8 protein-coding genes are annotated in these 14,252 nt (G+C 66.2%); 3 read left to right on the top strand and 5 right to left on the bottom strand.

Features of this window, described 5'->3' with window-relative positions; all coding sequences use genetic code 11:
* Nucleotides 1-116: 116 nt before the first annotated feature.
* From DPM12_RS03710 to DPM12_RS03695, 4 genes are all read right to left on the bottom strand, one after another.
* Nucleotides 117-665, bottom strand: a complete 549-nt coding sequence (locus DPM12_RS03710) for a GNAT family N-acetyltransferase (RefSeq protein WP_123788251.1) — start codon at nt 663-665, stop codon at nt 117-119.
* Between the two features lie 196 nt (nt 666-861).
* Complete coding sequence (locus tag DPM12_RS24225) at nt 862-1,077, bottom strand: FmdB family zinc ribbon protein (RefSeq protein WP_112257136.1); 216 nt, start codon at nt 1,075-1,077, stop codon at nt 862-864.
* 275 nt (nt 1,078-1,352) lie between these two features.
* Entirely contained in the window at nt 1,353-2,756 is a 1,404-nt protein-coding gene (locus tag DPM12_RS03700; RefSeq protein WP_123788253.1) for a lytic polysaccharide monooxygenase, read from the bottom strand.
* Nucleotides 2,757-2,808: 52 nt separating this feature from the next.
* On the bottom strand, nt 2,809-5,349 hold the full coding sequence (locus tag DPM12_RS03695) for a glycoside hydrolase family 9 protein (protein WP_211658352.1): 2,541 nt from the start codon (nt 5,347-5,349) through the stop codon (nt 2,809-2,811).
* Nucleotides 5,350-5,639: 290 nt separating this feature from the next.
* Here DPM12_RS03695 and DPM12_RS03690 point away from each other — a divergent pair, with 290 nt between their 5' ends.
* The gene (locus DPM12_RS03690; protein ID WP_112257135.1) at nt 5,640-6,635 is read left to right on the top strand and encodes a LacI family DNA-binding transcriptional regulator; all 996 of its coding nucleotides are present in this window, start codon (nt 5,640-5,642) and stop codon (nt 6,633-6,635) included.
* 100 nt (nt 6,636-6,735) lie between these two features.
* On the opposite strand, the gene DPM12_RS03685 is transcribed toward DPM12_RS03690, so the two are convergent.
* On the bottom strand, nt 6,736-9,381 hold the full coding sequence (locus DPM12_RS03685) for a cellulose binding domain-containing protein (protein WP_112257134.1): 2,646 nt from the start codon (nt 9,379-9,381) through the stop codon (nt 6,736-6,738).
* A gap of 420 nt (nt 9,382-9,801) precedes the next feature.
* Here DPM12_RS03685 and DPM12_RS03680 point away from each other — a divergent pair, with 420 nt between their 5' ends.
* Together DPM12_RS03680 and DPM12_RS03675 are read left to right on the top strand one after the other, a co-directional pair.
* Nucleotides 9,802-12,747 (top strand): glycoside hydrolase family 48 protein, encoded by a 2,946-nt coding sequence (locus DPM12_RS03680; RefSeq protein WP_112256909.1) that lies wholly within the window; start codon nt 9,802-9,804, stop codon nt 12,745-12,747.
* A gap of 113 nt (nt 12,748-12,860) precedes the next feature.
* Complete coding sequence (locus DPM12_RS03675) at nt 12,861-14,231, top strand: cellulase family glycosylhydrolase (protein WP_112256908.1); 1,371 nt, start codon at nt 12,861-12,863, stop codon at nt 14,229-14,231.
* Nucleotides 14,232-14,252 lie beyond the last annotated feature (21 nt).

Below are 14,252 nucleotides of genomic sequence, written 5' to 3'. Positions count from 1 at the left end.
ATGTCGGCCTCCTCAAGGCTCGGCGGAAGATGGATCTTTCCGACGGCCCGGGCTGCCGGTCCAGTCGCGAAGAGTTTGGCAGATTACGGCGCCGCAGCGCGTGCGTCAATCGATTTTTAGGTTCCTGGAGACGCGAGGGTCAGGGTGGCTCGTCGCACGGGAGGCTCGTGATCGTGTATGCGGCGGTTGGTGCTGCGGGGCTGGATGTCGCCGATCTCAAACCCGAGCGATTTCAGGAATTCAATACCGGGTCGCCAGCCATCGGGAACGGTGGCGGTGATGTGGTCGAGGCCTGCGGATCGGGCCTCGTCCAGGAGTAGATGGGCGGCCAACGTTCCAGCACGATGGCGGCGATAGGACGGCGCGATCAGGAAGGTGCCGATGGCGCAGGACTGGGGACTGGGGTAATGAAGGACGGCATCGACGAGGCCGATGATGTCGCCGTCGTCGCGAAGCGTGAACAGGCGCTTGTCGTTCATGTTGGCGCCTTCGGGCAGCGAGTAGAACAGGCTCTGGACGTCGCCCGGCGCGGATGGTCCGCCGGTCGCGGCCTCGAACCAGTCGTCACAGGCACGGAACAGGGCGATGATGTCACTCTCGTCTTCGGGCTCGATCTGTTCACGGAGGGTTAGTGATCCCAGCTCTGTGTTGATGTTCCAGATCATGCCCTTCACCGTATGGGATTCACGGTATCTCGGAGTGACTGGTCCTCCCTACCCTGTTCCGTGCTGATCATTGACGATGGCCGACATGGACGTGTGTGCGGCCGTCAATGATCTTCGGGATGCGCCCAGCCGACGAGATCGGCGGGATCGGCCACGCTGTCCGGCAAGCATCCTGCGTGCCGAGGTAGGGGCGCGTTCAGTGGCCGCAACCGCAGGCGCCGCCACAGCAGCCCCCGCCAGCCGGTGCGGGGCTGGGAGCGCTGCCGGTGCTTGCAATGCCTACCGTGGTGAGCAGTTTCACCGTGTCCTCGTGTCCGTCAGGACAGCTCGCGGGCGCGTTCGCTTGGGCCATCGGGCGGGCAACATCGAACGTCGTGTCGCAGGCTCGGCAGTGAAACGCGTATGTCGGCACACCTTCAGTGTAGGAGGGCGCAAAGTGTTGGGACACGGTCCACCCGGGCATGAGACCAACCGTGCCCCAACACATACATAATAATTGAGATTCATTCTCATGTCTACCCTGGCAGGCCCTTGCGGGCCGAATCCGCGCGGGCTGGCTCACGGGATGGATCGGGGAGAGCCTTCTCACGGGACGGATCCGCGAGGGCCGGCTCGCATGAAGCGGTGGGAGGATTCCTTCGAAAAGAAACCCTCCCACCGCTCAGTGGACATCAGCGGCGTGCGGATCTACTCGACCGAGCAGTCCATGCCGTTGAGCGTGAACTCTTCGGGTGCCGGGTTGTCACCGGCGCTGGAAGCCGTGCCGTTGAACCCGAACGTCACGGAGCTCCCGGCCGATATCGTGCCGTTCCACGATTCGTTCTCCGCGGTCACCGTGGTGCCACTCTGCGAGACCGAAGCACTCCAACCGGGTTCCTCCACAGTCTGCCCGGCGGTGTAGTCCCATTCCAGCGTCCAGCCGTCGATGTCCGTCCCACCGGTATTGGTGACCGTGACGCTGGCGGTGAATCCGGGATCATCGCCCCAGCCTTCGGCCTCGTAGCCGATCACGCACTCCCCGGGTTCCGGAGGATCGCCTTCGCCCTCCTCGGGGGTGGTGAACGATTCGGACGCGCTGAGGCTCGACACGTCGCCCGTGTTGTCGTTGACCGCACGTACCGCCACCTCATACGAGGTGTTCGGCTCGAGGCCGGTGATGTCGGTCATCTGCCCCGGCGGGTCGCCGGTGACCTCTGCCAATACTTGCTCACCACCATCTGCGGTGTTCACCAGCTGGTATGCCGTCACGCAGCCATCACTGGGTGACCACATGACGTGGGCAGATTCGGAGGTCACGTCCGAGACGACCGGCTCGCCCGGCGTCGTCGGTGCTTCGTCCGGGCACACCTCGGGTGGGTCGCCGCCGTTCCCCGGGTCGCCGCCGATGCCGGTCACCTCCCCGTTGCCGCCGTCGAACGCGACGTCCGAGCAGCTGAAGAAGTCCTCGGGGCTGTCCGACCGCACCCAGTGGATGAAGACGATGTGATCGCCGCTCCGGTCGGATGGGAAGGTGACATCCCAGTAATAGTGACCATCGTCCGTGCCCGGCCCACCGTTCTGTGGCGGGTTGGTCTCGGTGTGGATCAACTCCAGGTCGGACCACGACAGCTCCGACGAGGGGTCCCACCCTTGCTGGGTGACGTAGACGTTGAAATCGCCGGGATGATGCGCCCAGTTGTTGTGCTGGATCGTGTACGTGTCTCCTGCCGTGAGGTGCGTGCGAGGCCAGTCGTCGCGCATCTCGTTGTAGGGCGAGAAGTCGTACGGCCCGGCGTCACCGCCGTCACAGATCCGCCCGTCGGGGATCGATCCGACAGTACCCCCGTCGTTCGACGGGTGCAGGTTGCCGAACCAGTTGTACAGCGGCGTGGTGCCGCTCTCGGCCATGGCGTCCTGGCAGGCGGGATTCGTCGGGGCGAGATCGCCCCCGGAGCCGCCCTCCAGCCCGTCGATGTAGCAGAAGTACTGCCGACTTCCGGGGAACATCGTGGCGCCATGGGCATTTGCCGTGCCCGGATTGATGAGCATCGCGCCCGCGAACGCGATGGCAGCTGTGGCTGTGGTGGCAGCTGCTTTGCGTAATGTTCTCACCACAAACCGTCTCCTTTCAGTGAGGGGTTACCAGGGACTGGAAGTGACGTGTTCATTCGATCGAGCACGACGCGCCGTTGAGGGTGAATTCGGTGGGATCGTCGTTGGTGGTGCCGTAGGTGCCGTTGAAGCCGACGCTGATCGACTGATCGGTGTCGAGTTGGCCGTTCCACGACTCGCTGGCGACGGTGACCTCGCTGCCGGTCTGGGACCACTGCGCAGACCAGCCGTGATCGATGCTCTGATCGTTCGGGAAGTCGAAGACGAGGCTCCAGCCGTCGATCGGGTCGCCCAGATTGGTGATCGTGACGTCCGCGCCGAACTCGCCCTGTCCGTTGTCCCACGCCGTCTCGTAGGTCACCTGGCATTCGTCGTCGCCGGGATCCCCGTTGTCCGGAAGCGTGGTGAAGGTGGCCGATGCGGACGGGTCCGACTCGCCCGCGGAGTTTCGAGCCACGACATACACCGTGTACTCCGTCTCCGGTTCCAGGCCGGTCAGCGTGAGTGACGTCGTCGACGTCGTGCCGAGCAGCTCGTCGCCGGAGGAGCCGAGATCGCGATAGACGTCGTAGGCGGTTGCCGTGTCGTCGCCTGGCTCCCATCCGAGTGCGGCCGACGATGCCGTGACATCCGACGGCTCGGGGGTACCGGGCTGCGACGGGGGGTCGGGGTCTGGATCCTCATCACCGGAAACGTGTTCACCGGCCCAGACCGCCACCCAGGACAACACCGAGTTCCAGTTGATGGTCACCTCGTTGGTCGACCACGATTCGATGTGGTCCAGGTAGCACTTCTGCGGGCTGCATCCAGCCAGCTCCTGCTCGGCCAGCGAGTCCTGGAGGCCGGTGTTCGGCCCACCCGCGAGGACCCCGGGAGGCGGGCCGGGGAGGGAAGAGTCTGCCTGGTTGGCCCAGAACCGGTGGTGCGGATTCTCGGTCGCCTGCTCGCCGTACCCGGTGACGTACGACTGGTTCAGCGGGTTGCGGCCCAGGATGTAGTCCATGGTGGCGAAGACGCCGTCGCGGTAGCGCGTGTCGCCGGTGAAGTCGAACGCCAGGGCCAGGACGACGGCGTTGTTGAGGACCAGGTTGTTCGATCCCCAGTCGTATTCCTGGCCGCCGGAGCCTTCCTCCTGATACGGCGCCGGGTAGCCCTGACCGTCGATCAGGTCCAGCAGCGAGTCGCCGAAGGACGCGAACTCGTTGCGGAGCGACTCGGCGTCCCCCGACGGCAGCGTGCCCGGAACGAGGGCGAGTGTGATGTCGCCGAGCAGGCCCGTGTTCGCCCAGTCGGCTCCACGTGTGGAGAAGCTCTCGCCGTAGTACAGCTCGTGCGACTGGAGATCGGTCTGATATTGCGATTCACCCGTGGTGGCGAACAGTTCGGCCGCTGCCCAGTAGAACTCGTCGGACAGATCGCTGTCGCTGTATGCGCCGCCGCCTTGATCGTCGTCGCTCGGCGCGATGATGTTCGGGTTGGCTTGCGCCGCGGCGTAGGCGTCCTCGGCCACCGTCAGGCAGGTGTCGGAGAAGCCGGAATCGATGTCCGACCAGAGCCGGGCACAGGTGGCAGCGACGGCGGCGAGGTTGAGCGTGGCGGCCGTGCTGGGCGGGGCGAGATACCGGTTCTCGGCGTCCTCGTGCGGGAGGGTAGGTACCGAGGTCCAGTTCTCGTCGTGGATCTTGTGATGCGCCATCCCGGCGAGATCGTTCCCGTCCGGAACCTGCATCGAGAGCATGAACTCGATGTTCCATCGCGCTTCGTCCAGGATGTCCGGGACGCCATTGCCGCTCTCCGGGATGCTCAGCTCGCCGTCACCCAGGGCGGTGGAGTCGGCGTCGTCGACGTGCAGCGTGCGCTCGTAGGTGTTGAGGAGCTGCCAGGTCGAGATCCCGCTGTTGACGACGTACTTGCCGTGGTCGCCGGCGTCGTACCAGCCGCCGCGCACATCGAGGGTGTAATCGCACTGGTCGGCCGGACGGCACGGCACGTCATTGTCTCCGGTGTTCGGGGGCTCGTTCACGTGGCCGGCCGGGCGCGCGTACTCGCTGCCCACGTATTGTTCCTCGATCGGGATCCCGCTGCGCTGGTGGTAATAGAAGGCCAGGGCGTCATAGCGCAGCTGGAGGTACGGATCGCCCGAGATGTCGAACGGATAGCTCTCGACGCCGTCGACGACGAGCGTGTAGCCGGTGCCCGGGTCGTCGACGTGGGTGAAGTCGATCGTGTGGACGTGGTCTCCGGACGCCGTGTCGTTGCCGAAGACCGTGGTCTGGCCGTCGGCGATGCTCTGGCCGGATGCATCCTGCAACGACCAGGGCACGGGACTGGTCGAGCTGTGTACCGCCGACGCCTCTTTCGGCAGGCCGGGCGCGTATCCGGTGTTGTTGACCTTGACTGACGGTCCGATCTCCGGATCAGCCGAAGCGGGCACCGTCGCCACGGTGAGCCCGCTGGCAACCAGGGCGGCCGTCCCCAGACTGGTGGCGGCGACCTCGAAGGAGCGGCAGCGTAAGCGCATGGCAATCAACTCCGCAGGGGTGGACAGGGGTTCCGGATGACGACCATGCCCGCCCTCTGCCGCGGTGGCCATGGTGTGGACGGCGGCCGACGATGCCGTCCGCCGACGGTGCGTTGCTCGCGTGGCGCGTGGCATGTCCCGTGACCTGTGCAAACGCTCGTCACCGTGCGTTCTTCGGCACCACTGAGAAGCACCGGAATCGCCGGGTGGTTCGGTGAAACTTTCACCGAACCACCCGGCGAGGGCGGAGCCGGCGATTTCACGAACGTGACACGGTGAAGAAATCACCCGTTGACAAACAGTTGATAGTGCAGCAGTATGGGAGCGCTCCCATATCGGTTCTCACCTTCCCCGGAGGCGAGATGTCCGGCGCACCAACTTTGACCGATGTGGCGACGGCTGCGGGGGTGTCGCCAGCAACCGCATCACGTGTCCTGTCCGGTTCTGTGAGAGTGACGACGTCGACACGGCGCCGGGTGAACGAGGCGGTGGCCCGTCTCGGCTACGTCCGGCGCCGTGCCATGTACACCCTCGACCGGATGCGAACCAGACAGGTCGTCGCTGCGGCGATCTGCGAACCACTCCCACGAGTACTGACCAATCCGGCCCACCTGCGCCTGCTGGGCACGTGTGAAGAGGCACTCAGCGAGCGCGGCTCATCCCTGGTGGTCGTTCCATCGACGGGGGCGATGGCGGTCCAGTCTCTTCTCACCGGTGCTTACGGTGGGGTCCTCCTGATCGGCGCGGCAGATCAGCAACCGGTGGCCGTCGCGCTCGCCGCGTCCGGCGTTCCCGTACGCAGTGCCGGGCGCCCGCCCGAGGGCGCGGCGGTGCCGTATGTCGACGTTGACAATGCGGATGGTGCGCGCCAGGCTGCGCGGCATCTGTTGAGGTCGGGTCGCCAGCGCATCGGCGTCATCGCGGGGCCACGGGGGATGCCGACGGCGCAAGATCGGCTCGACGGGTTCGTCCGTACGCTACGCGAAGCGGGTATCGAGGACATACCCGTGGCCCATGGCGACTTCAGCCACGCATCCGGTACGCATGCCATGCGATGGCTGCTGGACCGCTCGCCTCATCTGGACGCCGTCTTCGCGATCGCTGACACGATGGCCGCGGGAGCCCTGCAAGCACTGCGGCGGACGGGCCGGCGGGTTCCCGACGACGTCGCGGCGGTCGGCTTCGACGACGCGCATTTCGCCAAGCACCTCGATCCACCGTTGACGACGGTACGGCAGCCGGTGGAGGAGCTCGCGCTCCGAGCCACCACCTTGCTGCTGTCCGATATGACCGGTCACGCCTGCGATGATGACGGCCGGCCGTTGCCGACCGAGCTCGTCGTGCGGCACTCCGCGTAGGCCGCGTTACGTCGGCCGACGGGGAGACCTCGGCGTCTGACATGGTGACCGTCCTGTGTCCGTGATGGCGCATGGCGCTGGCTCGGGCGGCCGGGCCGGCTTAGCCGGACTCGCTCGTGCAGGGCTGGCCGTCGAGCGTGAACTCGGTGGGTTCGGGGTTGGATCGATCCCAGCTGGCCAGGAATCCGAAACTTACCGTGTCACCGGGCTCGATCGTCGCGTTCCACCCGTCGTCGGTGACACTCACGTCGGCGCCGGTCTGCGTGTAGTGACCGCCCCAGAGCTGGGTGATCTGCTGGTCGGCTGGGAAGGACCATTCCAGAGTCCACCCGTCGACGGCGGACCCGGACTCGTTGGTCACCGTGACGTTGCCCTGGAACCCACCGTCCCACTCTCCGGCGATGTCATAGTGCACCGTGCACTCTCCGGGCGGCCCGGGTGTGGTGGGAGTAGGTGTCGGGCTGGGGGTCGGTGACGGGTTGGTGCCGTCTGGCTCCCCATACATCACACCCCGGCCGTTGGTGCCGAGATAGACGCGTCCGTAAATCTCCGGGTCACCGGTGAGAGCGGCCCCCATGTTGCCCCACTGGTGCTCGTCGTCGTTGATGCGTACCCAGCTGGCTCCCGCATCGTCGGAGCGGAACAGGCCGGTCACGCCGTCGATTGTGGCCACGGTGTAGACAGTCGGGTGGGAAGCTCCTGGCGCCGGCGCACCGAAGCCCACGTTGTAGGCCCAGGTGATCTCCGGTAGCGGCGTGAAGGTCTCGCCGCCGTCGGTGGACCGCAGCAGTCCGGTCTCGCCAGCCAGCCAGACATGGCCCCGGGAGCCGGGCACTGCCGAGAAACCCACAAAACCGTCATCCGGCACGCCGGTGGCGGTTTCGGTGAACGTCTCTCCGGCGTCATCGCTGACATAGAAGGAACCGTTCGCGTACGCGTAGAACGTGTCCGGATCCACCCGGTCGGCAGCCACCTTGGCACCGTCGGGCACTCCGGTCGAGGGCGTGAAGGCCCCGCCGACGCTCGTGGAGTAGTGCACCCCGGCGCCGTCGGGACTCCAGACGACGCCGCTGGCGTCGGCGTTGATGGCTACCGAGCCGCCACCGGTGACACCCCCGGGTTCGCTTCCCGGCCACCAGCTGGCCCCGCCGTCGCTGGAGTACCCGATGTGGCTCGTCCCGTCGTCGGCGTCGTCTCCGGTGTCTCCGACCCGGACGATCCACTCCGGCTCGCCCTGGGCGAAGTCCATACTCGTCGTGTTGTCGTGATAAGGCTGCTGGTGCATGCTCGGCGGCACCTGGTCGAGATCGGTGTGCCGGAAGCCGCCGATATCGCCCAGCCCGGAAAGGAGGTCACCGCCCGGTGGCTTGACGAGGGCGTTCGCCGCCGTCTCTTCGAGGCCGTGGGCCATCACCCGAAGGTCGACGGAGCCGCCGCTGTCCAGCGCGGTCAGATTCGTCGTGCCGTAGATCGTGGCACCGGTGCCGTACATCATTCGGTCGGAATCGTGCGGATCGATGGCCAGGCCCTGCGTCATCCAGCCCAGCTTGGGTGTTTCCTCCGGCGGCTCCGGCTGGCCGCCACCGAAGTCCAGCCACGGCGCGGCCGAGATGTCCAGGGTGTAGTGGTTGTCGCGTTCCGGCCACGACACGTCGTAGAAGCTCTGCCACGTCTCTCCGCGGTCCGTGCTGCGGAATATCCAGGTGTCCGGCCACCAGGAGCTGTAACCGGTCACCATGATGGTGTCCGGGTCCTGGCGGTCAATACTCAGCCCGGCGTAGCCGAAGTAGGGGTCGTCGCCACCGAACGGAAGGGGCGTGATCTCGGTCCACTCTCCGGTCGCGGTGTCGAAACGCCACACCGCGCCGTCGTCGCCGGCATACGGTCCACCGTTGTCGCTCGTCGCGATGTACAGGTAACCGCCGTCCTCGTCCAGCACCCCCTGCTGGGCCATGAAGCCGGTGGGTTGATCCTCCAGGCGGTGCCAGCTCTGCCCGCCATCGGTCGAGCGATACACGGTGTTGTCCGGATCGGCGACACCCGCGTAGATCGTCTGCGTTGGTTCACCCGGCGTGCCGGTGCGTGGATCGAAGGTCACCCACACCACTCCAGGTTCGTGGGAGAGGTAGCCGTAGGGGCCGTCCGGATCTTCGGACCACCCGCCGGGGTTCGGGAAGCTCTCGACCGGATCCCACGTGACACCGGAATCGGTGCTGCGCCACAGCCCGTTGCCCTCGGGTGCCCCGAAGTACACGACGGAGTTGTCGTTCGGATCGACGCGCAGCCGCTCGCCCATGCCTCTCCCGGGCATGTTGCCGCCGAGCTTGAACGGCAACGGCGACGCCTCCCACGTCTCGCCGCGGTCGTCGGAACGCAGGATCGCCCCGTTGTTCGGATCCCAATCGTTCGTGTACATCCCCGCCGCGACATAGAGCCGGTCCGGATCCACCGGGTCGGTGGCGAGGCTGGAGACACCGTTCCAGCCCCACTCGTCCCAGCCGATCCAGTCCAGCAAGGGTTCCCAGTGCTGGCTGTCTTCGTGCCACCGGTATGCCCCGCCGACATCCGTGCGGGCATAGATCAGGTCCGGCTCGGTGGCGTTGAAGATGATATTGGGGACGAAGCCGCCACCGACGATCTCGACGTTCTCCCACTCGTAGGCCCCGTCCTCTGCCGCGGTCGCGTTCACCGTGAGATGCGCGGCCACCATGGCGAGGGCGGCGGCGATGCCCGTCCCGGTGACCATGGCAACGAAGGCAAGGCGAGCGCGGCGCCGTCTGGTTCCTTCCAGCACGGTTCTCTCCTCTCCGCGGGGACGTTTACAGCTTCGCGCGCGATCGCGGGGTCTGCGATGGGACCAGGCGGGATGTCATCCTGTGAGCAGCGTCGATAGATATTTTCTCGTGAAACTTTCACGCCAGATGATCTCTCGGGACGTCCGCGATCGGTAGCGAACCGATCCGCGTTCGAGCCCTCATGTCGCGGCTCGGCGTGCTGCCGGCATTCGTGAATGTTTCATCGCATTCCTTCCGTACGATCCGCGTATCCGCAGGTCACCGGCGGGCCGGGCAGATCGGGCGGGTTCGGGCCTTGTCCGGTTCGTCGCCGTGAACACAGACTCCAGCATCGGCCGACGCTCGCGTGACATGACGGACGAGGAGTGCCCATGGCGAAAGAGAAACGATGGCGCCCGGCCGCCGCCCTGGCGGCCGGCGCGCTGGTGGCCGCTGGTTTGACGGCCATCCCCGGCACGGCGCACGCCGCGGTGGCGTGCGACGTCGATTTCGGGGCCGACGAGTGGGGTGACGGCTCCGGAGGATTCACGGGCGAGGTGGTCCTCACCAACCTCGGTGATCCCCTGGACGACTGGACGCTCAGCTTCGACCTGCCCGGCGATGCGCAGCTCGTGCAGGGTTGGAACGCGGACTGGGAACAGGACGGGCAAGAGGTCAGCGCGCACGGCCCGTCGTGGAACTCGCTGGACACCGGCGAGCAGGCCACGCTCGGATTCAACGGCACGGGCTATGCCGGAGACCCGGACGAGTTCTTCGTCAACGGGACGCTGTGCGGCGACGACCCGGGCACGACGGCGCCCGAGGTGTCGATTGCCAGTCCAGCTGACGGCGCGGAGTTCACCGCACCCGCCGACGTCACGGTCGAGGCGGAGGCGAGCAGCGAGGACGGCGAGATCGATCGGGTCGAGTTCTATCTCGACGGGAGCCTTGCCGGCGACGACACCACCGCCCCGTACAGCTTCCTGCACGAGGACCTGTCCGAGGGAACGTACGTCCTGGGTGTACAGGCGGTGGACGATCAGGACCAGACCGCCGAGGATGAGATCACGATCGAGGTGGCCGACGACGGCGATCCGGACGTGGTGGCGACGCCGGATCAGGTGAGCGTGGTCGAAGGCAGCACCGCGAGCTACGGTGTAAGCCTCACGGAGGAACCGGATGGTGAGGTGACCGTCACCACCGAGCACACGAGCGGTGGCAGCGGCATCGACGTCGTCGAGGGTGACGTCTTGACGTTCACGTCCGGTAATTGGGACGAGCCCCAGGACGTGGTGCTGGCCGCCGACGAGGGCAGTGCCGGTGAGAGCGCCGAGTTCACCAGCGACGCTCCGGGTCACACACCCGCGTCGGTGACCGCCAACGCCCTTCCCGACGACGGCGAGGTGGATCCGGAGTGGGTCGACCGGTTCATGGAGCAGTACGAGAAGATCCACGACTCGGGGTACTTCAGCTCGCACGGTATCCCGTACCACTCCATCGAGACGCTGATCGTCGAGGCGCCCGACTACGGCCACGTGACCACGTCGGAGGCGTTCAGCTTCTGGCTGTGGATGGAGGCCAACTATGGACGGATCACCGAGGACTGGGAGCCGTTCAACGAGGCCTGGGAGACGATGGAGACCTACATCATTCCCGGCTCGGACGATCAGCCCAGCGCGGGAGTCGACGGCGACGCGATTTACGCGGCCGAGCATCCCCAGCCGAGCATGTACCCGAGCGCGCTGGATTCGGACGTCCCCGTCGGGGAGGATCCGCTCCGCGACGAGCTCGAAGCCACGCACGGCACCGGTGAGATCTACGGTATGCACTGGCTGCTGGACGTCGACAACACCTACGGCTACGGCCACTGCGGTGACGGCACGACGTCGCCGTCGTACATCAACACGTTCCAGCGAGGCGAGCAGGAGTCGGTCTGGGAGACGGTTCCCCATCCGTCGTGTGAAACCTTCGATTTCGGCGGCGAGCAGGGCTTCCTCGATCTGTTCGTCGAAGACCCGGATGGCGGCGCGACGCAGTGGCGGTACACGAACGCGCCGGACGCCGACGCCCGGGCCGTGCAGGCGGCGTACTGGGCACTGACCTGGGCGCGCGAGCAGGGCAACGAGTCGGCCATCGCGAGCACGGTCGCCGATGCGGCGACGATGGGTGACTACCTGCGGTACTCGCTGTTCGACAAGTATTTCAAGGAGATAGGCGAGTGTGTCGGCGCGACGGAGTGCCCGGCGGGCAGTGGCCGTAGCTCGGCGCACTACCTGCTGTCGTGGTACTACTCCTGGGGCGGTTCGTACCCCGGGGACGAGTGGTCCTGGCGCATCGGTTCCAGCCACAACCACTTCGGCTATCAGAACCCGATGTCCGCGTACGCCATGGTGAACGAACCGGCGCTGCAAACCGAATCGCCCACGTTCGTGGACGACTGGGAGGAGAGCCTGGAGCGTACGCTCGAGTTCTACCTGTGGCTGCAATCCGACACCGGCGCCATCGCGGGTGGAGCCACGAACAGCTGGGGCGGCCACTACGGCGAGCCCGAGCCGATGGACGATGGTTCGCCGCGACCGACCTTTTACGGGATGTACTACGACGAGCATCCCGTCTACGAGGATCCGGGCAGCAACGAGTGGTTCGGAATGCAGGTCTGGTCGCTTCAGCGGGCTGCCGAGTACCTGTATCTGACCGGTGACGAGCGTGCCCAGCAGGTGCTCGACCGCTGGGTGCCGTGGGCGATGAGCGAGACCGAGATCGGCGAGGGAGGAGACTTCGCGATCCCGGCGACGCTGGATTGGTCCGGCTACCCGGACACGTGGGACGAGAACGGCGATCCGCTGGAGCACACGAACCCCAACCTGACGGTGGAGGTCACTGACACCGGACAGGACGTGGGTGTCGCCGCCGCGTACGCCCGGACCTTGATGTGGTATGCCGCCGCGACCGGCGACACCGAGGCGCAGGAGATGTCGCGAGACCTGCTCGAAGCGCTGTACGAGCACCGGGATGAGCAAGGCATCGCCGTCGAAGAGGAACGGGAGGACTACTCGCGCTTCCTCGACGTGCACGATGAACCGGCGGGTTCCGAGGCCGGCGTCTTCATCCCGGAGGGCTGGCAAGGCGTCATGGGCAATGGTGAGGAGATCGAACCCGGCGTCACCTTCCTGGATCTCCGGTCGTTCTACCTGGACGATCCGGACATCGATCAGGTGCTGGATTACGCGTCGGGTGAGACCGATGATCCTCCCACCTTCGAGTATCACCGCAGCTGGGCCCAGATGGACATCGCGAACGCGTTCGCGGACTACGCCCACCTGTTCCCCGACGACTAGATCGCCGCACGTCCCCTGGGCGGGCGAGACATACTCCTCCGCCCACCCAGGGGCGTTCCACACCCGCCATGGCGGGCACGCGCAAGCAGTACGAGAGGTCGCGAGGACAGATCATGAAACCACGCACAGGTATGGCGAGCGCGGCGGTACTCGCGCTCGCGACCGCCCCGTTTGTCTTCGTTCAGGCCGCGCACGCGGATGCCGGTTTCACCGTGAGCGACGGGCGGCTGCTCGACGCGAACGGCAACGACTTCGTCATGCGCGGCGTCAGCCACCCGCATGCCTGGTTCGGGCAGGAACTCGGTTCGCTTGAAGACATCTCCTCGCTCGGAGCCAACGCCGTGCGCGTCGTCTTGGGCAGCGGCCAGCGCTGGGGACCGAACGACGCTGCCGACGTGGCCGGCGTCGTCGACGAATGTCAGCAACACGAGCTCGTCTGCATGCTCGAGGTGCACGACACCACGGGCTACGGGGAGGAGTCAGAAGCTGCGACGCTCGACGAAGCCGTCGACTACTGGATCGACATCCAGAGCGCGGTGGAGGGCCAGGAGGACTACGTCCTCATCAACATCGGCAACGAGCCGTACGGAAACGACGAGGAAACCAACGCGAACTGGGCTGCCGACACGGCGGACGCGATCGGGCGCCTCCGGGACGCCGGATTCGACCACACGCTCGTCGTCGACGCCCCGAACTGGGGTCAGGACTGGCAGCAGATCATGCTCGACGAGGCCGCCGACGTGTTCGCGGCCGACCCGCACGCCAACACCGTGTTCTCCATCCACATGTACGGCGTGTACGAGACCGAGACCGCCGTCGAGGACTACCTCACGACGTTCGTCGATGCCGGACTTCCCCTCATGATCGGCGAGTTCGGGCATCAGCACAGCGATGGCGATCCGGCCGAAGACGCGATCATGGCTCATGCCGAGGAGCTGGGCCTCGGCTATGTGGGGTGGTCGTGGAGCGGCAACAGCGATGAAGTCAGCTACCTCGACATGGTCGAGAACTTCGACGTGGATCAGCTGACCTCGTGGGGTGAGCGGATCTTCCACGGTCCCGATGGCATCGCGGAGACGGCCGAGTGCGCCACCGTCTACGACTGCGACGACGACGGCAACGGTGACGACGACGGGAACGACGACGGCGACACGTCGTGTGCCGTGTCGGTGTCGGCGAACTGGTGGGAGGAACGGTCCGGAGCCGGGGGATTCACCGCGAATCTGGAGATCACCAACACCGGTGATGCGGCCATCGATGGCTGGAGCCTCGATGTCGAGCTTGCCAGCGGCCACGAGCTGGTCCACGGATGGTCGGCCGGCTGGAGCCAAGACGGGTCGAGCCTCACGGCGGTGAACGCGGACTGGAACGCCGTGATCGACCCGGGTGATTCGGCCGGGATCGGATTCAACGGCTCGTGGACTGGCACCTTCAGCGAGCCCACGGATGTCGCGCTCAATGGCGAGCCCTGCGACATGTCGTGACGGGGGTCACGTGAAGAGAAA

Origin of the sequence: Phytoactinopolyspora halophila (genome assembly GCF_003287285.1) — a bacterium.
Lineage (GTDB): Bacteria > Actinomycetota > Actinomycetes > Jiangellales > Jiangellaceae > Phytoactinopolyspora_A > Phytoactinopolyspora_A halophila.
The sequence above is the reverse complement of the archived record's forward strand: the minus strand, read 5'-3'. Positions and strand labels throughout refer to the sequence as shown.

Coding starts and splice junctions, on each gene's coding strand:
- DPM12_RS03710 (WP_123788251.1), bottom strand. CDS start 665: ATGATCTGGAACATCAACACAGAGCTGGGATCACTAACCCTCCGTGAA.
- DPM12_RS03695 (WP_211658352.1), bottom strand. CDS start 5,349: ATGGCCACCGCGGCAGAGGGCGGGCATGGTCGTCATCCGGAACCCCTG.
- DPM12_RS03690 (WP_112257135.1), top strand. CDS start 5,640: ATGTCCGGCGCACCAACTTTGACCGATGTGGCGACGGCTGCGGGGGTG.
- DPM12_RS03685 (WP_112257134.1), bottom strand. CDS start 9,381: ATGGTCACCGGGACGGGCATCGCCGCCGCCCTCGCCATGGTGGCCGCG.
- DPM12_RS03680 (WP_112256909.1), top strand. CDS start 9,802: ATGGCGAAAGAGAAACGATGGCGCCCGGCCGCCGCCCTGGCGGCCGGC.
- DPM12_RS03675 (WP_112256908.1), top strand. CDS start 12,861: ATGAAACCACGCACAGGTATGGCGAGCGCGGCGGTACTCGCGCTCGCG.